A 22,364-nucleotide genomic window follows, 5' to 3' on the forward strand; every position below is an offset into this window, starting at 1 on the left:
TGTTGTTTCCATAATGCTGGCGCTGCTCCTTGCGGGCTGCAGCGAGACCGTTTCCCCGCCGGCGCAAAAGGCGCAGCGCGCGCATATTACACCGCAAACTACGCTCAATATGGCGCAGCTTTGCAAGGATCAGGCCGCTATCCGCTATAACACGCAAACGCAGTTAGTTGACGTGAACCATCTTGAACAATTCCAGGCGAGCTATGAGCTGTCGGGTCGTACCGGCAAGAATGAACGTTTCATCTGTTCCTTTGACCCCGACGGCCAGTTTATGCATCTTTCGATGCGCTGAATCGACCCCGCCTGGCGTAAATTTCGTCCGTTTTCCTGAAACTACGCCGTTTCGTACTGTATATCTCGCAGCCAGCGGGTATACTGACTCCTTCCTTTAAATCCACACGTATCCAGCACGAAATCATATGCAAAAGTTTGATACCAGGACCTTCCAGGGCCTGATCCTGACCTTACAGGATTACTGGGCTCGTCAGGGCTGCACCATTGTTCAACCACTGGACATGGAAGTCGGCGCCGGCACCTCTCACCCGATGACCTGCCTGCGCGCGTTAGGGCCGGAGCCGATGGCGACCGCCTACGTACAGCCTTCCCGTCGTCCAACCGATGGCCGCTATGGCGAAAACCCGAACCGTTTACAGCATTACTATCAGTTCCAGGTGGTGATTAAGCCTTCTCCGGACAACATCCAGGAGCTGTACCTCGGGTCGCTGAAAGAGCTGGGTATGGACCCGACCATTCACGACATTCGCTTCGTCGAAGACAACTGGGAAAACCCGACGCTGGGGGCCTGGGGTCTGGGTTGGGAAGTGTGGCTCAACGGCATGGAAGTGACGCAGTTCACCTACTTCCAGCAGGTGGGCGGCCTGGAGTGTAAGCCGGTGACCGGCGAGATCACCTACGGCCTGGAGCGTCTGGCGATGTACATCCAGGGCGTCGACAGCGTCTACGACCTGGTCTGGAGCGATGGCCCGCTGGGTAAAACCACTTACGGCGACGTGTTCCACCAGAACGAAGTGGAGCAGTCCACCTATAACTTCGAATACGCCGACGTCGATTTCCTCTTCTCCTGCTTCGAGCAGTATGAGAAAGAGGCCCAGCATCTGCTGGCGCTGGAGACCCCGCTGCCGCTGCCGGCCTACGAGCGTATTCTGAAAGCGGCTCACAGCTTCAACCTGCTGGATGCGCGTAAAGCCATCTCCGTCACCGAGCGTCAGCGCTATATCCTGCGCATTCGCACCCTGACGAAAGCAGTGGCGGAAGCGTACTACGCTTCCCGTGAAGCGCTCGGCTTCCCGATGTGCAACAAGAATAAATAAGAGGCGGCCATGTCTGAGAATACTTTTCTGGTGGAAATCGGCACTGAAGAGCTGCCACCAAAAGCGCTGCGCAGCCTGGCGGAATCTTTTGCTGCGAACGTGACCGCGGAGCTGGATAACGCCGGCCTCGCGCACGGTAAAGTGGAATGGTTTGCCGCCCCGCGTCGTCTGGCGCTGAAGGTGGCCAACCTGGCGGCGGCGCAAGCCGATCGCGAAGTGGAAAAACGCGGCCCGGCCGTTGCCCAGGCGTTCGATGCCGAAGGCAAGCCAAGCAAAGCGGCCGAAGGCTGGGCGCGCGGCTGCGGTATTACCGTCGATCAGGCCGAACGTCTGACTACGGACAAAGGCGAGTGGCTGCTGTATCGCGCCCATGTGAAGGGCGAAAGCACCGAAGCGCTGCTGCCGAACATGATTGCCAGCTCGCTGGCGAAGCTGCCGATCCCGAAACTGATGCGCTGGGGCGCGTCTGACGTCCACTTCGTGCGCCCGGTTCACACCGTCACGCTGCTGCTGGGCGACAAGGTGATCCCGGCTACTATCCTCGGTATCCCGTCCGATCGCGTGATCCGCGGCCATCGCTTTATGGGCGAGCCGGAATTCACCATCGACCATGCCGACCAGTACCCGCAGATCCTGCTGGAGCGCGGTAAAGTCATCGCCGATTACGAACAGCGTAAAGCCAAAATCAAAGCCGATGCGGAAGAGGCGGCGCGTAAGATTGGCGGTCAAGCCGATCTGAGCGAAAGCCTGCTGGAAGAAGTCACCTCGCTGGTGGAATGGCCGGTGGTACTGACGGCGAAGTTCGAAGAAAAATTCCTCGCGGTGCCGTCTGAAGCGCTGGTTTACACCATGAAGGGCGACCAGAAGTACTTCCCGGTTTACGACAACGCCGGTAAGCTGCTGCCGAACTTCATCTTCGTCGCCAACATCGAGTCGAAAGATCCGCAGCAGATCATCTCCGGTAACGAGAAGGTGGTCCGTCCGCGTCTGGCCGACGCCGAGTTCTTCTTCAACACCGACCGTAAAAAACGTCTGGAAGACAACCTGCCGCGTCTGGAAACCGTGCTGTTCCAGCAGCAGCTGGGTACGCTGCGCGACAAGACCGATCGCATTCAGGCGCTGGCGGGCTGGATTGCCGAGCAGATTGGCGCTGACGTGAACCACGCGACCCGCGCGGGCCTGCTGTCCAAGTGCGACCTGATGACCAACATGGTCTTCGAGTTCACCGACACCCAGGGCGTGATGGGGATGCACTACGCGCGCCACGATGGCGAAGCGGAAGATGTGGCCGTGGCGCTGAACGAACAGTATCAGCCGCGCTTTGCCGGCGACGCGCTGCCGTCTAACCCGGTGGCCTGCGCGGTGGCGATTGCCGATAAGATGGACACCCTCGCGGGTATCTTCGGTATCGGCCAGCACCCGAAAGGTGATAAAGACCCGTTTGCGCTGCGCCGCGCCGCGCTGGGCGTCCTGCGTATCATCGTCGAGAAGAACCTGAACCTCGATCTGCAAACGCTGACCGAAGAAGCGGTGCGTCTGTACGGTGAGAAGCTGACCAACGCCAACGTGGTTGATGACGTGATCGACTTTATGCTGGGCCGCTTCCGCGCCTGGTATCAGGACGAAGGCTACGGCGTCGACACAATCCAGGCGGTACTGGCGCGTCGTCCAACCCGCCCGGCGGATTTCGATGCGCGCATGAAAGCCGTATCGCACTTCCGTACCCTGGAAGAGTCCTCCGCGCTGGCGGCGGCGAACAAACGTGTCTCCAACATCCTCGCGAAATCCGACGAGACGCTGAACGACATCGTTCACGCTTCCGTGTTGAAAGAAGCGGCGGAAATTAAGCTGGCGGGCAATCTGGTGGTGCTGCGCGACAAGCTGCAGCCGTACTTCGCCGCAGGCCGCTATCAGGATGCGCTGATTGAGCTGGCCGCTCTGCGCGAGCCGGTGGATGAGTTCTTCGAAAACGTGATGGTCAACGCCGAAGACAAAGATGTCCGCATCAACCGTCTGACGCTGCTGTCCAAACTGCGTGAACTGTTCCTGCAGGTGGCGGATATTTCTCTGCTGCAGTAAGCGTAGCGGTAATAATAAAAAACCTGCCTCAGGGCAGGTTTTTTTATACCTGAAATATAAGTAGTCGAACCGCTAATAATTCAGTCATTGATATTTTAATTATTTGCATTGATCAATAAAAAATATTTTAAGAATATATAAACATAATTCTGCAAGTTATTTACGCTAGAATGGCGGCGGGTGCTTGAGACTGTGTGTCTCAGGTATTCAGCGGGAGACAGACAGAGAAAAGCACCACCTGATAGTCATCAAAGTGAGGCTCCCCTAATGCATGAACACCATAAGCGTAGCCTCTTACTTGTTGAAAATCAACACGGTAGGCGAGGATTGCCGCGAAACTATCTGTTGTTTGGTTTAATAGTGATTTGCTTCACTGTTTTATTATTGACCTGGATGGTTCGTGATTCGCTATGTGAATTACAGCTCAGGCAGGGAAATAGTGAGCTGGTGGCATTCTTAGCCTGTGATAGTAAACAGTAAGAGCATCTGGTGGGGATCTATCCCCACTATGCTTGCAGTGTCAGGCATTCTCAATGCACCCTTTCATTGTTCACCAAATAAATCATTTGCCTCCTGATATCAGGAGGCCTTTTTATTTTTAAACGATTGTTGAATTAAACGGGCTTGAAATTCATAGCGGAGTGTGGCTATCCTATGCCCCGACGAATCCCTCGTCTCACTGGAGCGCGCCCTACAAATGAACAAACACGACTGATGAACTTCACGCCTTACCTCGCAGACGTTGCGGGTAGGGGAGTATTGATTTCATTCAGGAGTGCTTATGGCTCATTGCGCCCACATCCCCGCTTTTGTTTTACATCAGGTCACCTGTCAGTTTGCGACGGGGCAGACCCTGTTTGGTCCTCTCAACGTCTCGCTGGAACCGTCCCTTTGCGGTCTGGTCGGCCGGAACGGCGTCGGTAAGTCGCGTCTGTTGCGCCTGCTGGCGGGCCTAGATTCTCCTGCCGGTGGCCATATCGAGCGCGCGGCTTCCATTGCCTGGGTGGCGCAGCAGCCGACGCTTACGCCGGAGACCACCCTCGCTACGCTGCTGGGCTATGCGCCGGTCTTTGACGCCTTGTACCGCCTTGAACAGGGTCATGGACTGGCCGACGATTTCGAGCTATTGGATGGCCACTGGGATCTCCCCGATCGGCTGAGTTTAGCTTTCCGTGATGCCGGTCTCCCGCCGTTCTCTGCCGATCGTCCCGCTTTTTCACTCAGCGGCGGCGAGCGGATGAAGGCCCTGCTTTGCGGCGCCTTTGTTTCGAGCGCCGATTATCTGCTGCTGGATGAGCCCACCAACCATCTGGACAGTGAGGGGCGAGAGTGGCTCTATCAGCAACTGGAAAACTGGCACGGCGGAGCTTTGATCGCCAGCCACGATCGTCAACTGCTGGCGCGGATGCCGAGGATCATCGAGCTGACGCCGACGGCGCTGCGCAGCTACGGCGGCAACTATGACGAATATCAGCGGCAGCGCGAGGCGGAGCAGCAGGCGGCGCGCGCGGCGCTGGACCATGCGACGACCGAGCGGCGACGCACCCGCGCGCGAATGCAAAAAGAGCATGATGCTGCCCAGCGGCGCTCGGCGCAGACACTGCGTACCGTTGATACCCTGAATATCGCCTCTTTCGAACGCGTGAAGTACAAAGGCGCGGCAAAAGAGCGTCCGGGAACGCTGCGCCGTCAGCATCGTGAACAGAACAGCAGTCTGAATGGCGCTGTGCAGCAGGCGCGAGAGCGGGTGGAAGAGGATACGCCGGTGATGTTCACCCTGCCAGGCAGCGAAGTGGCGGCGGGCAAGCAGGTGCTGGTCGTGGAAGCATTGCAGCTCGCCCATTCCCCCGCTGCGCCGCTGGACTGGCGCGTGGATGGTCCGATGCGCGTTGCGCTGCGAGGGCCGAACGGCTGCGGCAAAACTACCTTGCTGAAAACGCTGCTGGGGCTGGAGCAGGCCGCCTCAGGCGATGTCCGGCTGTCGGTGAGCGCCGCTTATCTGGATCAACATCTGACGCAGCTGGATCTGTCGTTATCGGTGATAACGCATCTGAGCCTGGAAGATACTCCGCTGGATGAGGGGCTGCTGCGGACCCGTCTGGCGCAGCTGCAGCTGGGCGCCGATAAGGTCAACCTGCCGCTGGCGGCGCTCAGCGGCGGCGAACGCCTGAAAGCGGCCCTGGCCTGCGTGCTCTGGCGACGCGATCCGGCCCAGCTGCTGTTGCTCGATGAGCCGACCAACCATCTCGATTTAGCGTCGACACAGGCCATTGAGTGTGCGCTGGCGACGTTTCCCGGCGCGTTGGTGGTGGTGTCGCATGACGAGGCGTTTCTGCAGGGGTTGAAACTCACCCACAGCCTGACGTGGGGGGAAACGGGCTGGCACGATACCCGACTCTGAATGCCCGGCAGCCGCCATCGTATGCTGGCGGCGGCTGGCGACAGATAAAAAAAATCCCCGCCATCAGGCAGGGATTCTCGATTCTTAGCGGCTTGAACTTACAGAGAAGTTACGTTGCCAGCTGCCGGGCCTTTAGCGCCGCTTTCGATGGTGAAGGAGACTTTCTGACCTTCGTCCAGGGATTTGTAGCCATCGTTCTGGATAGCAGAGAAGTGTACGAACACGTCTTTAGAGCCATCGTCAGGAGTGATGAAGCCGAAGCCTTTGTCAGCGTTGAACCATTTTACGATACCAGTCATTTTACCGGACATAGTGAATTACCTTTAAAAAAATAAGTGAGCCTTGCGGCGTAGCGGTCTGGACTACAGATTTAAAGCGATAAAGGGAAAGTTCACTACGGGGGTATCTTTGGATAACCTTAGAAGGACTGCTCTATTCGACTGCTCTGTGGTCTGTACATCAAACCTGCGAGCATTAACGCACGTTCAGCACCTGATAGCAAACTTTTTTTTACGGCGCAGCGGCAAAAGCTCCCTTACTGGCCCTTGCCGCTGCGCGCTGGATTAATCGAGTAACTGTCTTGAAAGCTGCGGATTGGCCTGAATCAGGCGCATTAATTTCAGCTCTGTGGGGGACGGTCTTACCCGTCTCGACTCCCACTCTCTTACCATGGCGACGCTCACGCCCATGGCGTTGGCGAAGTCGTCAATCTTAAGTCCAGTGCCTTTACGCAGCTGTTCAAATTCACTAAACACAGTGGACTTACGGTTTGAGGTAAGTGTCTGATTATCGTCCTTAAAAACGATGTGTTCCAGGCTGCTCAGCAGTTCAAACACGGGATCTTTATATTCCATTGAGAACTCCTTTTATCACACAGCGGAAGAGATTTTTCTAAAGCTCTTTAAGAATAGTCAGAAAAAGGCGTAAAGGATGGTAACGTCCGTGATTATTTGCCAGCAGGTTATCGAATCGGCCCCGTCAGCCAAACGGCAACGGGGCCTAAGAGAATGATTACTAACGCGATGGCGTGGCTTCGAAAATTTTTGTAAACGGATAAGAAAAAAGCGGCAAAGCCGGCGCGGGCCGCCGGCTTATCGATCAGGCTTTCTGCAGACCTCTCGCGTCCTCTGTCGCTACGGGCGCTGATTTACTGACCCGGTATTTAATCAGCAGCGCGATGGCTGACAGGAACGCCGGGATGGCCAGCAGAGTGAAAATGGTCTCAAAAGAGAGCTGGGCCTGCATCAGGAAGGCGCCGCTGAACGCACCGAGGATCCCGCCGAAGCGGCCGATACCCAGCATCCAGGCGACGCCGGTGGCGCGCCCTTGCGTCGGGTAGAAGCCTGCCGCCAGCGCCGGCATCGACGACTGCGCGCCGTTCATAATACTGCCGGCGATAAACACCATCACTCCCATCAGCGCCAGGCTGCTGGTGGAGAAGCCGACCAGACAGACGAAAACGCCGGTCAGCAGCCAGCCGACGGCCACTACCTTATTGGGGTTGATCTTGTCCATCAGGGCGCCGAGGATCAGCACGCCAATTCCGCCGCCGAGCGGGAACAGAGCGGTGATAATTGAGGCCTGACTCATCGATGCGCCGGTTTCACGGATCAGCAGCGGCAGCCAGCTGGTAAGGAGATAGAAGATCAGCAGACCCATGAAGTAGGTCAGGCACAGCATCACGGTACCCACTGCGTAGCGCGGGGAGAAAATGACGCCGATAGCCGACTTCTCTTTCACCTGGCCTGCTTCGCGCAGCTCAAATTCCACCGCCTCCGGCAGCGGCGCGATACGCCGCAGGATGGCGGCAATGCGCTGCGCCGGCTGACGCTTCACCACCAGATAGCGGGCGGACTCCGGCAGCAGGAAAATTAAAGCCACCGCCAGCAGGAGAGGCATCACGCCGCCCAGCACCAGCACGCTCTGCCAGCCATAGTGCGGGATCATCCAGGCGGATAAAAAGCCGCCCAGCGACGATCCCATCGGAAAGCCGACGAACATCAGGTTCACCAGCAGCGCCCGACGGCGCTCCGGCGCATATTCGCTCATTAACGTGGCGGCATTGGGCATCGCTGCGCCAAGGCCCAGTCCGGTCAGAAAGCGCAGCAGCGTCAGGTGGTTAAGGCTGGTGGCAAAGGCGGTGAGCAGGCTGAATCCGCCGAACACCACGATCGACATAATCAGCACTTTCTTGCGGCCGATACGATCAGCCAGCGGTCCCGCGGTTAACGCGCCGACGGCCAGGCCCACCAGCGCGGCGCTCATCACCGGGCCGAGGGCGGATTTTTCCACGCCCCATTCCTGGACCAGGTCGGAGGCGATGAATCCGATGATCGCGGTATCGAACCCGTCCATCGCGACGGTGATGAAGCAGAGCGCGAGGATCATCCACTGGTAGCGGGTGAAGGGGTGCTCGTTGATAAAGGCCTGAATGTCGATGGTTGTCTTAGTCATACGGCTTTCCTGGCAGACTGAGCGAGGGACAGAGGTTTGTTATTATCGTCGCCTTCGCGTCATTGAGTTTGATTTGTGCGATAATCGAACGCATCGCCGTTAATCGCTCATTCATCAAATCATTGAAGCGCTGACCAGGCAATCCGGGCGCGCGCCAAAGCGTGCGATTATCGTCCGCTTCCGGGCGAGGCGCCGGTTGATGGATTTTTTGTTTAAAGAATATCAATAAGTTACGTGATATGCGTCGGCCTGATTTAAAGCGCATATTTGTGATGCGCATAACAGACGCGCCAGGCGGCGATAGCGGCGTATGGAATGGCGTTTTTCCTGCGTAAGATTAGCAGTAAAGGGTATCCTGCGAGGCCGAGCTGGACTATCCTTGTCAGCGTCTGGCACGTGTGTGTCTTTGTGCGCTTTTTTTGGCTGAAAGGAGTAAAAAAATGGCGACAGGAAAGTCCTGCTCTCGCTGGTTTGCGGCTATGGCGGCCTTATTAATGGTGGTTAGCCTGAGTGGGTGTTTTGATAAAGAGGGCGATCAGCGCAAAGCGTTTATCGACTTCCTGCAGAATACGGCGATGCGTAGCGGTGAACGACTGCCGACGCTGACCGCCGATCAGAAAAAACAGTTTGGGCCATTTGTCTCTGACTACGCGGTGATCTACGGCTACTCGCAGCAGGTGAGCCAGGCGATGGACGCTGGTCTGCGCCCGGTGGTGGATAGCGTCAATGCGATCCGCGTTCCGCAGGACTATATGACCCAGCGCGAGCCGCTGCGTCAGGCGAACGGCGCGCTGGGCGTGCTCAGCCAGCAGCTGCAGAATGCCAAAATGCAGGCTGATGCCGCGCATGGCGCTCTGAAGCAGGCTGACGATCTCAAGCCGGTCTTCGATCAGGTATACGCCAAGGTCGTCACCGCGCCAGCCGACGCGCTGCAGCCGCTGATCCCGGCCGCGCAGATCTTTACCCAGCAGCTGGTTCAGGTGGGGGATTTTGTCGCTCAGCAGGGGACCCAGGTGAGCTTTGTGGCCAACGGCATTCAGTTCCCGACCTCGCAGCAGGCCAGCCAGTATAATGTGCTGATTGGGCCGCTGGCGGCGCAGCATCAGGCGTTTAATCAGGCATGGACGGCGGCGGTGAACGCCACCCGCTAATGCCCCGTCTGGCTGACGTGAGCTGCGGCGAACGGGCTGGATGACGGACAGAATGCAAAAAGAACCCGGGGAGGGCGATGGCCGCCGCTACCCGGGTTTTTTTATGGCTTATTTTACCTGCGGATTGACGCAGTTTTTCTCGACCTTGCCGTTCAGGGCATCGATCAGGTTATCCACCGCGCAGGCCGCCATGTTGTAGCGCGTCTCATGGGTGGCGGAGCCGATATGCGGCAGCGCGACGACGTTCGGCAGGCTCAGCAGCGGCGAATCTTTAGCCAGCGGCTCGTGCTCGAAGACATCAAGGCCGGCAGCGTGAATCTCCCCCGCCTGCAGGGCGGCGATCAGCGCCTGCTCATCGACCACCGGGCCGCGCCCGGCGTTAATAAAGATGGCGGAAGATTTCATTTTGGCGAACTGCGCCTGACCGAACAGATGGTGGGTCTCTTCGCTCAGGGGCAGGATCAGGCAGACAAAATCGGCTTCCTGCAGCAGGGTATCGAGATCGCAATAGCGGGCGTTGAAGCGCTCTTCTGCCTGCGGATGCTGGCGGCGCGCGTTGTACAGGATCGGCATGCCGAACCCGAAGTGGGCGCGCTGCGCCAGCGCCATGCCGATGCGGCCCATGCCGACGATACCTAAGGTTTTATGGTGTACGTCGGTGCCGAACCAGTCTGGCCCAATGCTCTTCGTCCACTCGCCCGCTTTGACGCGCTCCGCCACTTCCACCACCCGGCGGGCGGTGCTCAGCACCAGCGCCATGATCGTGTCGGCGACGGTCTCGGTCAGCACGGTCGGGGTATGCATCAGCAGCACCCGGCGGGCGTTCAGCGCCTCGACGTCGAAGTTGTCATAGCCAACGGACACGGTGGAGGTCGCACGCAGCTTCGGCATTTTCTCCAGCAGCGCGGCGTCAACCTTTTCGCTGGAGCCCAGCAGGCCCTCAGCCTGGGCGAAGGCCTCAGCGTGCTGCGAAACGGTCTCCGGCCGCAGGTTTTTCACCTGAGTGACGGAAAAGTGCTCCTCCAGACGCTGTAGCAGGTCGTCGGGAAGCGTTTTATAGAGAATGACAGACGGCTTCATGCGAATCTCCGTAGTGTGAGTCGTTCAGGCGTGATGAGCGCCAAGTGGAAGGTTTTGATTATTAGCAGGCTTAACAATCAAAGTCAGCCATACTGAGGCGAAAAGCGCCACCCCCATAAAAATATAGGAAGCTGCGGGGCTGCCGGTGGCGCCGTTCAGGTAGCCGACAAACCACGAGCCGCAGAAGGAGCCCAGGGCGCCCATGCTGTTGATCAGCGCCATCGCGCCGCCGGCGACGTTGCGTGGCAGCATTTCCGGAATAATGGCGAAGAAGGGGCCGTAAGGCGCATACATTGCCGCACCAGCCACCACCAGCAGGGTGTAAGAGACCCAGAAGTGGTTGGCGCCGACCGCCCAGGAGCCGATGAAGGCCAGTCCGCCAATCAGCAGCAGCGGCCAGACGAACAGTTTACGGTTCTGCATTTTATCGGAGGCCCAGGAGACCACGATCATGGCGATAGTCGCCGCCAGGTACGGAACCGAAGAGAGCCAGCCCACTTCCACCATCCCCATATTTTCGCCGCCGCTGCGGATAATCGACGGCAGCCACAGTACAAAACCGTACACGCCGATGCTCCAGGCAAAGTACTGAGCGCAGAGCAGGATCACGTTGCGGGAGCGGAAGGCCTCGCCATAGTTACGCACCGCTTTGATGCCCTGCTGTTCACGATCCAGTTGTTCCTGCAGCGCGGCTTTTTCACTCTCCGCCAGCCAGGATACCTGCGACGGTTTATCTTTCACCAGCACCCACCAGCAGAAGGCCCAGATCACCGCCGGCACCCCTTCGATGATGAACATTTCCCGCCAGCCGAAGGCCTGAATCAGGTAGCCGGAGACCACCGACATCCACAGGACCGTCACCGGGTTGCCGAGGATCAGGAAGGTATTGGCCCGCGAGCGCTCGGATTTGGTGAACCAGTTGCTGATATAGATCAGCATCGCCGGCATCACCGCCGCTTCGACGACGCCGAGGATAAAGCGAATGGCCGCCAGCGCCGGGATATTATGCACAATCCCGGTCAGGGAGGCGCAGCCGCCCCACAGGATCAGGCAGATAAAGATCAGTTTTCGAACGCTGCGGCGCTCCGCATAGATAGCGCCGGGGATCTGGAAGAAGAAGTAGCCGAGGAAGAACAGGGCCCCCAGCAGGGAGGAGATCCCCTTGGTGATGCCCAGGTCTTCGGTAATGCCTGCCGCGGAGGCGAAGCTGAAGTTGGCGCGGTCGAGGTACGCCAGGCTATACGTGATAAACACGATAGGCATGATGTACCACCAGCGTTTCGTTGCATTTGTTGAGCTATTCATAGGCTTGCCTCTGTCAATGAGGTGACATACGTCCGTCGAAACGGACGCTGCTGTGCCGCGCTGCAGGTAGGGTACAGGACGGCTGTTATGGTTGCGTATAAATGTTATTCGCCCAGCGCGTCGCGGGTGGGCAGCCCCTCGCTGTCGCCCTGGACCTGAATGGCCAGCGAACCGATTTTATTGCCGCGGTTCACCGCCTGAAGCAGGGTTTTGCCTTCCAGCAGGGCGCTAATCACCCCGACGGCAAAGCCGTCGCCGGCGCCGACGGTATCGACGACGTTTTCGACTTTGATGGCATCAACCGTTCCCTGTTCGCCGCTGGCGCTCTTGAACCAGGCGCCGTCGCAGCCGGTTTTAATGACCACCGCCTTGACGCCGCGCGAGAGATAGAAATCGGCGATCCCCTCCGGGGTCTGCTGGCCGGTGAGGATGACGCCCTCTTTTAAGCCTGGCAAAACCCAGTCAGCCTGGAAGGCGAGACGGTTGAGTTTCTCCACCATCTCGGCTTCGCTTTTCCATAGCACCGGTCGCAGATTGGGGTCGAAAGAGAGGGTTTTGCCCTCGGCTTTCATGACCTTCGCCGCATGCTCCAGCAGCGCATATGAGCTTTCAGAGAGCGCGGCGGCCACGCCGCTCAGGTGCAGATGACGGGCGCTGGTGAAGTAGTCGGCGCGAAAATCGTCCGGCGACAGATGGCTGGCGGCAGAACCTTTGCGGAAATATTCCACAATGGGATCGGTTCCATTTTCGACTTTCGATTTCATCTGGAAACCGGTAGCGAAGCGGTTGTCGATGGCGACTGCGTGGCTATCGATCCCCTCTTTCGCCAGCGATTGCAGTACGAAGCGGCCAAAGCTGTCGTTGCCGACGCGGCTGACCCAGCCGACCTTCAGACCCAGGCGCGCCAGGCCGGTGGCGACGTTCAGCTCAGCGCCGGCGACACGTTTCATAAAATGCTCCACCTCGGCCAGATCGCCGGTTTCGGTGGCGACAAACATGGCCATAGCTTCGCCGATGGTGATGACATCTAAATTTTCCACGGCTTATTCCTCGCGTAACAGGTTGACGTAGCGGCGGGTCACGGCCGTCAGGTCATGGCCAGTCAGCGGAAACTCGATTCCACGCGGCGCGTCGGCGGGAAGATTATCGAGCAGGGCCAGCCAGCGGTCGGCGGCCTGATCCGGCGGCACAGCGCGGAATTTCTCCTGATGAGGCTCCGCCGCTTTTACATGAATATAGCTGACCGCCGGCGCAAGATGGCGGGCGGCCTCTTCCGGCGAATCGCCGACCCACAGCCAGTTGCCCATATCAAACGTTAAGGTGATCGGCAGCTGATGGACCCGACAGGCGGCTTTGAAGCGTTGCATCGGCGCCAACTGGCCGCAGTCGGTCTGGTCATTCTCCACCACCAGCGCCATGCCGCTGTCGCTGAGGATATCGCGCAGTTCGTCGAGCTGCTGGTTGTGGCGGAAATGGCCAAGGGAGAGCTTCAGCCACAGGGCGTTAAGGGTCTGCGCTTCCGCGAGCAGCGTCGGGAGATGCGGGTTAAGCTCGCCGTTGTCGGCGAACAGCGCCTGGGGCGCGGAGTAGCAGGCCAGCAGGCCGTGGCGCTCAATGGTGGCGGCCAGCGTCGGCAGGGCGTTGAGCTCTTCGGCGCTGAACAGCTCGCGGCGGATTTCGACGCCGTCCGCGCCGGCGTCGGCGATAAACGGCAGGACGGCGGCCTGGCCGCCTAAGGATTTAACATGGTCATTACCATACGCAGCGGTAACGACAATAATTTTTCTGGCCATCGCGCTCTTACTCCCGGCGTTTGTTGCTTAATCTCCTTATTACGCTAGATGGTATCGGTTCCATAAGAAAGGGCGAGATGTTTAATTTATGATCGGCATCACGAAGGATCGTTAACGGGAAGTTGATCCGCGGACGATAAGCTCGCCGGAGAAGACCCGCTCGCAGATGGGGTCGTTACTGCCAGCAATGCGCCGAATCACCTGTTCCACCGCCGCGTAGCCGATCTGCCACGTTGGCTGTTTGAGGGTGGTGATGCCGACGCCAGCCAGCTCCGCCCACTCCAGTTCGTCGAAGCCCAGCAGGCCGATATCGCTGCCCCAGATCAGGCCGACGCGCTTCAGGGCGCGGGCTACCTGCAGCGTCAGCGCGCCGTTGGCGGAGATCACCGCTTTGCGCATCCCGCGATGGCGGGCGTGGAACTGGCGCAGGACGTTGTCCATCATCGCGCCGTCGTTGAGCTGCACTTCGGCGTTTTCGGCCACCACGCCGTGGTGGCGGGTGAGCGTGGCGCGGAAGGCGCTCAGGCGCTCGCGGCGGGTATTAACCGACCCCAGCGGTTCGCTAAGAAACAGGATGGCCTCAAAGCCTTTCTCCACCAGGTGTTCGGTGGCGGTGGTGGCGGCCTGGGCGTTATCAAGCCCGACCACATCGCAGGCGAAATCGGGGATTTTACGGTCAATCAGCACCATCGGAAGGGCCGACTGCTGCAGGCGGTTCAGGCCATCCTCCCGCATGCCGACCGCGTTGACGACGATGCCTTCCACCTGGTAGCTGCGCAGCAGGTCGAGGTAGTGCAGCTCCTGATCCAGCTCGTTATTGGTGTTACACACCAGCAGAGTGAAGCCCTTTTCCCGGCAGGCTGCTTCAATGCCGCTCATGACGTTGACCGAATAGGGATTGGTGATATCGGCGATGATCAGGCCGATGAGGCGGGTTCGGCCGTGCTTGAGGCCGCGGGCCATCAGGCTAGGGCGGTAGTCGAGTTCGGCAATGGCTTGTTCAATACGTGATAACAGATCGTCGGAAAGCAGATGCTTCTCGCCGTTAAGATACCGTGAAATACTGGTTTTGCCGGTCTTTGCGGCTTTCGCCACATCGCTAATGGTTGCACGCGCCGCTTTCGCCATGGTGGCTTCCTTTGCTGAAAATCTGCCAACACCTTAGCGCGAAAAATAGCGATATCAAGCATTTTGCCCGGCAGAGGCGCGGCCGGGCAACATGAGGATGCGCTTATTGCAGCGGGCTGAGGGTGATTTCCACGCGACGGTTCTGCGCCTTGCCTTCCGCCGTGCTGTTGCTGGCGATGGGGTTCGCCGGGCCCATGCCGGTGGTGCGAATGCGGTTGGCCGCCACGCCCTGGGTGATCAGCGCGCTGGCGACGCTGTCAGCACGCTGCTGCGACAGACGCATATTCAGGTCCTTACTGCCGGTGCTGTCGGTGTAGCCGACGACGTTAACGGCGGTTTTCTCATACTCTTTCAGCACCATGGCCACGCCGGTCAGGGTGTTGGCGCCGGCCGGTTTCAGGTTGGCGCTGTTGCTGTCGAAAGTGACGTTATTCGGCATGTTCAGCACGATGTTGTCACCATTTCGCGTCACGCTGACCCCGGTTCCCTGCATTTTTTCGCGCAGCTTCGCTTCCTGCACGTCCATGTAGTAGCCAATGCCGCCGCCCAGCGCCGCGCCTGCCGCTGCGCCAATCAGCGCGCCTTTGCCGCGGTCGTGTTTGGAGGAGGAAAGCGCGCCGACGCCAGCGCCCACTAAGGAGCCAATACCTGCGCCAATACCGGATTTGCCAGCTTCACGCTCACCGGTATAGGGGTTGGTGGTGCAGCCGGAAACGGCCAGGGTGCCGCTGACCAGAGCCGCAATCATAAGTACGCGTTTTTTCATTTAATGTCCTTAATCCTTTTTATTCTTTGCCACAGCGAACGTGACGGTTGATTATGACGCGCGAATACGTAGAAAATTCCCCGCATACCATCTCATTTTGTAAATAACATTGAACGGCGCCGATTCGCGCCGTCACCACACCTGCCTTCGCTGACCAGGAGCCGCCTTTGCCAACCTCATCTGCAACCAAAACCATTTTAACCGCCGCCCACTGGGGACCGATGCTGGTGGAAACGGACGGGGAAAACGTCCTCTCCTCCCGCGGCGCGCTGGCGACGCCGTTTGCCAATTCGCTGCAAACGGCGGTGCGCGACCAGGTGCACAGCAAAACCCGCGTGCGCTACCCGATGGTGCGCAAAGGCTTTCTCGCCTCTCCGGACAAGCCCCAGGGGGTCCGCGGTCAGGATGAATTTGTGCGGGTGAGCTGGGAGCAGGCGCTGGATCTGATCGATGCCCAGCATCGTCGGATCCGCGAAAGCTATGGACCGGCCTCCATTTTTGCCGGCTCCTACGGCTGGCGTTCTAACGGCGTCCTGCATAAGGCGGCCACCCTGCTGCAGCGCTATATGAGCCTGGCGGGCGGCTACACCGGCCATCTCGGGGATTACTCCACCGGCGCGGCGCAGGCGATCATGCCTTACGTCGTGGGCGGCAATGAGGTGTATCAGCAGCAGACCAGCTGGCCGCTGGTGCTGGAGCACAGCGAGGTAGTGGTGCTGTGGAGCGCCAACCCGCTGAACACGCTGAAAATTGCCTGGAACGCCTCCGACGAGCAGGGTATACCGTGGTTCGACCGGCTGCGCCAGAGCGGAAAGCGCTTGATCTGCATCGATCCGATGCGATCGGAAACGGTCGATTTCTTTGGCGATTCGATGGAGTGGATCGCGCCGCATATGGGCACCGACGTCGCGTTGATGCTGGGTATCGCCCATACGCTGGTGGAGAATGGCTGGCAGGACGACGAGTTTCTTGCCCGCTGCGCCAGCGGCTACGAGATTTTTGCCCGCTACCTGATCGGCGAAAGCGACGGCGTGGCGAAAACCGCCGACTGGGCGGCGGCTATTTGCGGCGTCTCAGCGGATAAGATCCGCGAACTGGCGAAACTTTTCCACGAAAACACCACCATGTTGATGTCTGGCTGGGGCATGCAGCGCCAGCAGTATGGCGAGCAGAAACACTGGATGTTGGTCACCCTGGCCGCGATGCTGGGGCAGATTGGCACCCCAGGGGGCGGGTTTGGACTTTCCTACCATTTCGCCAACGGCGGCAACCCGACCCGCCGCGCGGCGGTGCTGGGCTCGATGCAGGGGAGCGTAGCCGGAGGCGTGGACGCCGTGGAGAAGATCCCGGTCGCGCGGATTGTCGAGGCGCTGGAGCATCCGGGGGCGGAGTATCAGCACAACGGCATGGCGCGGCGCTTCCCCGATATTCGCTTTATCTGGTGGGCCGGCGGCGCCAACTTTACCCATCACCAGGATACCAACCGCCTGATTCAGGCCTGGCAGAAGCCAGAGCTTATCGTCATCTCCGAATGCTTCTGGACCGCCGCCGCGCGTCATGCCGATATCGTTCTGCCGGCGACCACCTCGTTTGAGCGCAACGATCTGACGATGACCGGGGACTACAGCAATCAGCATCTGGTGCCGATGAAGCAGGTGGTCGCCCCGCGGGGTGAAGCGCGCGATGATTTCGCGGTCTTTGCCGACCTCAGCGAACGTTGGGAGGCGGGCGGCCGCGAGCGCTTTACCGAAGGGAAGAGCGATCTGCAGTGGCTGGAGACCTTCTATCAGATGGCCGCCCGGCGCGGCGCCCAGCAGCAGGTGACGCTGCCGCCGTTTGCCGAATTCTGGCAGGCTAACCAGCTGATTGAGATGCCGGAAGCGCCGGAGAATGCCCGTTTCATCCGCTTCGCCGCCTTCCGCGACGATCCCCTGGCCAACCCGCTGAAAACGGCGAGCGGTAAAATTGAGATCCACTCGCCGACCATCGCCGCCTTTGGCTACGCCGACTGCCCGCCGCACCCGATGTGGCTGGAGCCCGACGAGTGGCATGGCAACGCCGAGGCGGGGCAGCTGCAGCTGCTGTCGGCCCATCCGGCACACCGTCTGCACAGTCAACTGAACTATTCCGCGCTGCGCGAACGTTATGCCGTCGCCGGACGCGAACCGTTGACTATTCATCCGCAGGATGCCCGGGCGCGGGGGATTGCCGATGGCGATCTGGTGCGGGTGTGGAACGCCCGCGGTCAGGTGCTGGCCGGCGCGGTGGTAACGGAGGGGATCCGCCCGGGGGTGATATGCCTGCATGAAGGGGCGTGGCCCGACCTGGATCCGGTGGCGGGCATCTGCAAAAACGGGGCGGTGAACGTCTTAACTAAAGATATCCCAACATCCCGCTTGGGCAACGGCTGTGCCGGGAACACCGCCCTGGCGTGGCTGGAGAAATATACCGGCCCGGCGCTGCCGCTTACGGCATTTGATCCGCCGGCCAGCGCATAATCCAGGTGGGGTGCTGAGTATCATCCTGCCATGCGCAATCTTCAATGCGGAAGCCTTGCGCATGGTAGAAACTGACCGCTGATTCGTTTTTCTGGTAAACCTCAAGGCTAAGCCAGGCGTAGTGCTGCTTGACTTCATCCAGCAGCGCCTGGCCAATGCCTTGGCGGATGGCGTCCGGCGCGACGAACAGCGCGCCGACGAAGCGGGACTCCAGCACGCTGACAAAGCCTTTTAGCTCTCCGTCGCGCTCCCAGACCCAGGTGCTGGCGGCGGGAAGATAGACGTCCCGTACCACCGCGACGCTGTCGCGCCAGTAGCTTTCGCTGATAAAGGGATGGGCATGGATCGTACTATCCAGCCACAGGGCCAGCAGCGGTGTATTATCTTTAGCGACCCACTTGCGGATCATCCTGACCTCCCGGGTGACAGAAGCAGCCGGTGACATGGTCGTTGACCAGCCCGCAGGCCTGCATAAAAGAGTAACAGATTGTCGAACCGACAAACTTAAAGCCGCGTTTTTTCAACGCTTTAGAAAGCGCATCAGAGGCCGGCGTCGTGGTCGGGATCTCCGCCAGTGTCGCCGCGCGGGTGACCTGCGGCGCATTGTCGACGAAAGACCAGACAAAATCAGTGAACGACTCGCCATTTTCCTCCATCGCCAGATACGCCCGGGCGTTGCCGATAATGGCCTGGATTTTTCCCCGATGGCGGATAATCCCGGCATCCTGCAGCAGCCGCTCGACATCATCGTCCCCCATCGCCGCCACGCGCACCGGATCGAACTGGTGAAAAGCCTGGCGATAGTTCTGCCGTTTTTTTAACACCGTGATCCACGACAACCCGGCCTGCTGGCCTTCAAGGCAGATCATTTCAAACAGCCGCTGGGACGCTTTTTGCGCGACACCCCATTCGGTATCGTGATACTCGATGTATAACGGATCCTGACTCACCCATCCGCAACGCTGCATAGCTATTTCTCCCTCTGCGCTAAAAAAGTGGACGCCCCGGCTTGACGACTGAAAGATAAAGATAATAGTTAATACAGGGAAATCGTATCCCCAAAAAAACACAGCAATAATGCCGATTCGGCTCTTTTCTGGAGTCGCATTAATGATAATAAAGAAATGCAATGGCCTCCGGGGGTTCTTGTTCCCGGTGTGCGTATCCGTCTGGGTATCGTGTGTCTCTGGAGCGAATGCCTGGCAACAGGAATATATCGCTATCGATACAAAAAGTAATACGTCGGAACGTTATACATGGGATAGCGATCACCAACCACGCTATGAAGATATCCTCGCCGAGCGGATGAAGTCGTCTGAAACGCCGGGCGGACTGGCGTTAAACCAGGGGCTGGCGCCGCCGGACAGCAGCCGGGGGATAAGCGTCGGCTGGAATTATCTGCTGGCAAACGGCATGACCTCCGGGCCGGTGGCCAGCCTGCGCAGCGACTACAGCGCGCCGGCGACGAAAAGCGTTGGCGAGACGGGATATGTCAACACGCTCGGCTGGCGTATGGATTATCAGTCGCTGTGGGGCGTGCACCCCTGGGCTCAGGTGAGCTATAACCAGTCGCTCGCCAGCGATGCCTGGTCGCCGACCACTCGCGCCAGAGAGGGCGGCTGGAGTGATGTCACCCTGGGCGCCGATATGCCGCTGGGATCGCATGTGGCGGCATGGGCCACGCTGTCGCAGGCGGATAATGTCCCGTCGGGGGAAAATACGCTCTATCTGATGGGGGTCAGCGCCAACTTTTGAGCGGGGATTGTTACGCGTTTGAAACGATGCGGTTATTGTTAAATCTCAGTAATGGCGCATTTCTGTGAGATAGCGCACACTAACTTTTTTGCTGATATTCGCGGAATGAATGTCATGCAATGCCATTCATTCCGCCATTAATGCATTTCATTCCCTGCTGATGGCAGTTCATGCCTTTTTCCCCCACTGGATGAGGGGCCTTCGCTATTGTGGCGGCAGTTAATTTATCAGGACAACTGCTATGAACGCTGCAAACCGTCAATCGACCCGCTGGCTTACGCTTATCGGCACCATCATCACCCAATTCGCTCTCGGTTCGGTTTATACCTGGAGCCTGTTTAACAGTTCACTGTCTGACAAACTGGGCGAACCGGTCAGCCAGGTCGCGTTCTCCTTTGGCCTGCTGAGCCTCGGGCTGGCGCTCTCCTCGTCGGTCGCCGGCAAGCTGCAGGAGCGTTTCGGCGTGAAGCGCGTCACCATGGCCTCCGGGATCCTGCTCGGACTGGGCTTCTTCCTGACCGCGCACTCCAACAGCCTGATGATGCTGTGGCTGAGCGCGGGCGTGCTGGTGGGGCTGGCGGACGGCGCCGGTTATCTGCTGACCCTGTCGAACTGCGTGAAGTGGTTCCCGGAACGCAAAGGGCTGATTTCCGCCTTCTCCATCGGTTCCTATGGCCTCGGCAGCCTGGGGTTCAAATTCATTGATACTCATCTGCTGGCCACCGTCGGTCTGGAAAAAACCTTCGTCATCTGGGGCGCTATCGTGCTGGTGATGATCGTCTTTGGCGCGACCCTGATGAAAGATGCGCCAAATCATACGGCGACCACCGCGGCCAACGGCGTCGTGGAAAATGACTTTACTCTCGCCGAATCGATGCGTAAACCGCAGTACTGGATGCTGGCGGTGATGTTCCTGACGGCCTGCATGAGCGGTCTGTATGTGATTGGCGTGGCGAAAGATATCGCGCAGGGGATGGTCCATCTGGATGTCGCCACGGCGGCCAATGCGGTAACGGTTATCTCAATCGCTAACCTTAGCGGTCGCCTGGTGTTAGGTATCCTGTCCGATAAAATCTCCCGCATTCGCGTGATCACCCTCGGTCAGGTGGTGTCGCTGGTGGGGATGGCCGCGCTGCTGTTCGCTCCGCTGAATGCCATGACCTTTTTCGCCGCGATTGCCTGCGTCGCCTTTAACTTCGGCGGAACCATCACCGTCTTCCCGTCGCTGGTCAGTGAATTCTTCGGTCTGAACAACCTGGCGAAAAACTATGGCGTCATTTATCTGGGCTTTGGTATCGGCAGCATCTGCGGCTCCCTCATCGCTTCGCTGTTCGGGGGCTTCTACGTCACCTTCTGCGTGATCTTCGCTCTGCTGATTATTTCGCTGGCGCTTTCCACTACCATTCGTCAGCCAAAAGGCAGTGTCTATAGCGAGGCGCACGCCTGAAACCTGCAGCGTGAAACGTGCCCCTGATTAATACCCTAAGCAAATAGTGCCAATCCAGCCAAATGTTTTGTAAATGTTTGGCTGGATCACATTCCCTCCTGATACTTTTCCCGTTCCCTGTGGTCTACTTATCGCGCTTTGTAGAGGTTTCTGATAACCAACCCTAACGCACCCTATTAGCCTACTGACTCATGCCACAGCGTCAGGCGGTGTTTTATTCTTCTTTTTCCAGGTTTGCTTGCATGAAATATATTAGAACGATGACGCAGCAGAAGCTTAGTTTTTGGCTGGCGCTGTACATCGGCTGGTTTATGAACGTCGCCGTTTTTTTTCGGCGTTTCGATGGTTATGCTCAAGAGTTCACTTTCTGGAAAGGGCTTTCCGGTGTCGTTGAACTGGTGGCCACGGTCTTTGTCACCTTCTTCCTGTTACGTCTTCTGTCGCTGTTCGGCCGCCGTATCTGGCGCATTCTGGCGACGCTGATTGTTCTGTTTTCCGCCGCCGCCAGTTATTACATGACGTTCCTCAACGTGGTGATTGGCTACGGGATTATCGCCTCGGTGATGACCACCGATATCGACCTGTCGAAAGAGGTCATCGGCTGGCATCTGATCCTCTGGCTGGCGGCGGTGAGCGCGCCGCCGCTGCTGTTTATCTGGAGCAACCGTTGCCGTCATACGCTGCTGCGCCAACTGCGTACCCCGGGTCAGCGGGTTAAAAACGTGCTGATCGTGGTGCTGGCCGGCCTCATCGTCTGGGGCCCCATCCGCCTGCTTGAGCTGCGCCAACACGATGTAGAGCGCCATTCTGAAGTGGATATGCCGAGCTACGGCGGGGTGATCGCCAACTCCTACCTGCCATCGAACTGGCTGTCGGCGCTGGGGCTGTACGCCTGGGCGCAGGTGGATGAATCCTCAGACAACAAATCGCTGATTAACCCGGCGAAGAAATTTACCTACGTCGCCCCGGAAGGGCTCGATGACACCTACGTGGTGTTTATCATTGGCGAAACCACCCGCTGGGATCATATGGGCATCCTCGGCTATAGCCGCAACACCACGCCAGAGCTGGCGAAAGAGAAGAATCTGGTCGCCTTCCGCGGCTACTCGTGCGATACCGCCACCAAGCTGTCGTTACGCTGCATGTTTGTGCGTCAGGGCGGGGCAGAGGATAATC

The 22,364-nt window shown here is 58.7% G+C and carries 22 protein-coding genes (1 of these 22 cut by a window edge); 10 read left to right on the forward strand and 12 right to left on the reverse strand.

What is annotated here, in order from left to right:
• Positions 1-13 precede the first annotated feature (13 nt).
• The 5 genes from ABLX76_RS10165 to ABLX76_RS10185 all read left to right on the forward strand — a co-directional run bounded on the left by ABLX76_RS10165 (position 14) and on the right by ABLX76_RS10185 (position 5,811).
• A complete protein-coding gene (locus tag ABLX76_RS10165; protein ID WP_032429016.1) occupies positions 14-292 on the forward strand; it encodes a YsaB family lipoprotein in 279 nt (92 codons plus the stop codon).
• Between the two features lie 127 nt (positions 293-419).
• Positions 420-1,331, forward strand: a complete 912-nt coding sequence (glyQ, locus tag ABLX76_RS10170; protein ID WP_023291326.1) for a glycine--tRNA ligase subunit alpha — start codon at positions 420-422, stop codon at positions 1,329-1,331.
• Positions 1,332-1,340: 9 nt separating this feature from the next.
• Positions 1,341-3,410 carry a glycine--tRNA ligase subunit beta gene (gene glyS, locus ABLX76_RS10175; protein ID WP_023291325.1) on the forward strand — a complete coding sequence of 690 codons (2,070 nt, stop codon included), beginning with the start codon at positions 1,341-1,343 and terminating at the stop codon, positions 3,408-3,410.
• Between the two features lie 327 nt (positions 3,411-3,737).
• Positions 3,738-3,890: a type I toxin-antitoxin system toxin HokA gene (gene hokA / locus ABLX76_RS10180; RefSeq protein WP_049013068.1), complete on the forward strand. Its 153-nt coding sequence runs from the start codon at positions 3,738-3,740 to the stop codon at positions 3,888-3,890.
• 301 nt (positions 3,891-4,191) lie between these two features.
• Positions 4,192-5,811 carry an ATP-binding cassette domain-containing protein gene (locus ABLX76_RS10185; RefSeq protein ID WP_348874469.1) on the forward strand — a complete coding sequence of 540 codons (1,620 nt, stop codon included), beginning with the start codon at positions 4,192-4,194 and terminating at the stop codon, positions 5,809-5,811.
• A gap of 98 nt (positions 5,812-5,909) precedes the next feature.
• On the opposite strand, the gene cspA is transcribed toward ABLX76_RS10185, so the two are convergent.
• The 4 genes from cspA to ABLX76_RS10205 all read right to left on the reverse strand — a co-directional run bounded on the left by cspA (position 5,910) and on the right by ABLX76_RS10205 (position 8,545).
• Positions 5,910-6,122, reverse strand: a complete 213-nt coding sequence (cspA, locus tag ABLX76_RS10190; RefSeq protein WP_000014594.1) for an RNA chaperone/antiterminator CspA — start codon at positions 6,120-6,122, stop codon at positions 5,910-5,912.
• A 252-nt stretch (positions 6,123-6,374) separates the two neighbouring features.
• Positions 6,375-6,665: an HTH-type transcriptional regulator gene (locus tag ABLX76_RS10195; protein ID WP_004205010.1), complete on the reverse strand. Its 291-nt coding sequence runs from the start codon at positions 6,663-6,665 to the stop codon at positions 6,375-6,377.
• Between the two features lie 244 nt (positions 6,666-6,909).
• On the reverse strand, positions 6,910-8,265 hold the full coding sequence (locus ABLX76_RS10200) for an MFS transporter (RefSeq protein WP_348874470.1): 1,356 nt from the start codon (positions 8,263-8,265) through the stop codon (positions 6,910-6,912).
• Positions 8,258-8,545 carry a hypothetical protein gene (locus ABLX76_RS10205; RefSeq protein ID WP_064158052.1) on the reverse strand — a complete coding sequence of 96 codons (288 nt, stop codon included), beginning with the start codon at positions 8,543-8,545 and terminating at the stop codon, positions 8,258-8,260. The genes ABLX76_RS10200 and ABLX76_RS10205 overlap by 8 nt, the downstream gene beginning before the upstream one ends.
• Before the next feature lie 160 nt (positions 8,546-8,705).
• On the opposite strand from ABLX76_RS10205, the gene ABLX76_RS10210 reads away from it, so the two are divergent.
• Complete coding sequence (locus ABLX76_RS10210; protein ID WP_130950674.1) at positions 8,706-9,416, forward strand: DUF3053 domain-containing protein; 711 nt, start codon at positions 8,706-8,708, stop codon at positions 9,414-9,416.
• Positions 9,417-9,524: 108 nt separating this feature from the next.
• On the opposite strand, the gene ghrB is transcribed toward ABLX76_RS10210, so the two are convergent.
• From ghrB to ABLX76_RS10240, 6 genes are all read right to left on the reverse strand, one after another.
• Entirely contained in the window at positions 9,525-10,496 is a 972-nt protein-coding gene (gene ghrB, locus ABLX76_RS10215) for a glyoxylate/hydroxypyruvate reductase GhrB (RefSeq protein ID WP_023291320.1), read from the reverse strand.
• Between the two features lie 24 nt (positions 10,497-10,520).
• Complete coding sequence (locus tag ABLX76_RS10220; RefSeq protein ID WP_004205006.1) at positions 10,521-11,801, reverse strand: MFS transporter; 1,281 nt, start codon at positions 11,799-11,801, stop codon at positions 10,521-10,523.
• Positions 11,802-11,905: 104 nt separating this feature from the next.
• Complete coding sequence (locus ABLX76_RS10225) at positions 11,906-12,841, reverse strand: sugar kinase (protein WP_008806889.1); 936 nt, start codon at positions 12,839-12,841, stop codon at positions 11,906-11,908.
• 3 nt (positions 12,842-12,844) lie between these two features.
• A complete protein-coding gene (locus ABLX76_RS10230) occupies positions 12,845-13,594 on the reverse strand; it encodes a xylose isomerase domain-containing protein (protein WP_049013063.1) in 750 nt (249 codons plus the stop codon).
• A gap of 111 nt (positions 13,595-13,705) precedes the next feature.
• Positions 13,706-14,722, reverse strand: coding sequence for a LacI family DNA-binding transcriptional regulator (locus ABLX76_RS10235; RefSeq protein ID WP_023291318.1), 1,017 nt, complete (start codon positions 14,720-14,722; stop codon positions 13,706-13,708).
• A gap of 103 nt (positions 14,723-14,825) precedes the next feature.
• Positions 14,826-15,488: an OmpA family lipoprotein gene (locus tag ABLX76_RS10240; RefSeq protein ID WP_087848690.1), complete on the reverse strand. Its 663-nt coding sequence runs from the start codon at positions 15,486-15,488 to the stop codon at positions 14,826-14,828.
• A gap of 167 nt (positions 15,489-15,655) precedes the next feature.
• On the opposite strand from ABLX76_RS10240, the gene ABLX76_RS10245 reads away from it, so the two are divergent.
• Positions 15,656-17,986 (forward strand): molybdopterin guanine dinucleotide-containing S/N-oxide reductase, encoded by a 2,331-nt coding sequence (locus ABLX76_RS10245; protein WP_086076477.1) that lies wholly within the window; start codon positions 15,656-15,658, stop codon positions 17,984-17,986.
• On the opposite strand, the gene ABLX76_RS10250 is transcribed toward ABLX76_RS10245, so the two are convergent.
• Positions 17,955-18,395: an N-acetyltransferase gene (locus ABLX76_RS10250; protein ID WP_348874471.1), complete on the reverse strand. Its 441-nt coding sequence runs from the start codon at positions 18,393-18,395 to the stop codon at positions 17,955-17,957. The two genes, ABLX76_RS10245 and ABLX76_RS10250, sit on opposite strands and share 32 nt — an antisense overlap.
• Positions 18,373-18,954, reverse strand: a complete 582-nt coding sequence (gene tag / locus ABLX76_RS10255) for a DNA-3-methyladenine glycosylase I (protein WP_044525019.1) — start codon at positions 18,952-18,954, stop codon at positions 18,373-18,375. Before tag ends, ABLX76_RS10250 begins: the two co-directional genes overlap by 23 nt.
• Positions 18,955-19,096: 142 nt before the next feature.
• On the opposite strand from tag, the gene ABLX76_RS10260 reads away from it, so the two are divergent.
• From ABLX76_RS10260 to eptB, 3 genes are all read left to right on the forward strand, one after another.
• Positions 19,097-19,741, forward strand: a complete 645-nt coding sequence (locus ABLX76_RS10260; protein WP_348874472.1) for an autotransporter outer membrane beta-barrel domain-containing protein — start codon at positions 19,097-19,099, stop codon at positions 19,739-19,741.
• 241 nt (positions 19,742-19,982) lie between these two features.
• Positions 19,983-21,188: an MFS transporter gene (locus tag ABLX76_RS10265; protein WP_023291312.1), complete on the forward strand. Its 1,206-nt coding sequence runs from the start codon at positions 19,983-19,985 to the stop codon at positions 21,186-21,188.
• Between the two features lie 242 nt (positions 21,189-21,430).
• On the forward strand, positions 21,431-22,364 hold the 5' portion of the coding sequence (gene eptB, locus ABLX76_RS10270; RefSeq protein ID WP_023291311.1) for a kdo(2)-lipid A phosphoethanolamine 7''-transferase. Its footprint extends 761 nt past the window's final position; 934 of the gene's 1,695 nt are visible here — the first part of the coding sequence; the start codon lies at positions 21,431-21,433; its stop codon lies off the right edge, out of view.

Origin of the sequence: Klebsiella sp. JB_Kp004 (genome assembly GCF_040065795.1) — a bacterium.
Taxonomy (GTDB): domain Bacteria; phylum Pseudomonadota; class Gammaproteobacteria; order Enterobacterales; family Enterobacteriaceae; genus Klebsiella; species Klebsiella quasipneumoniae.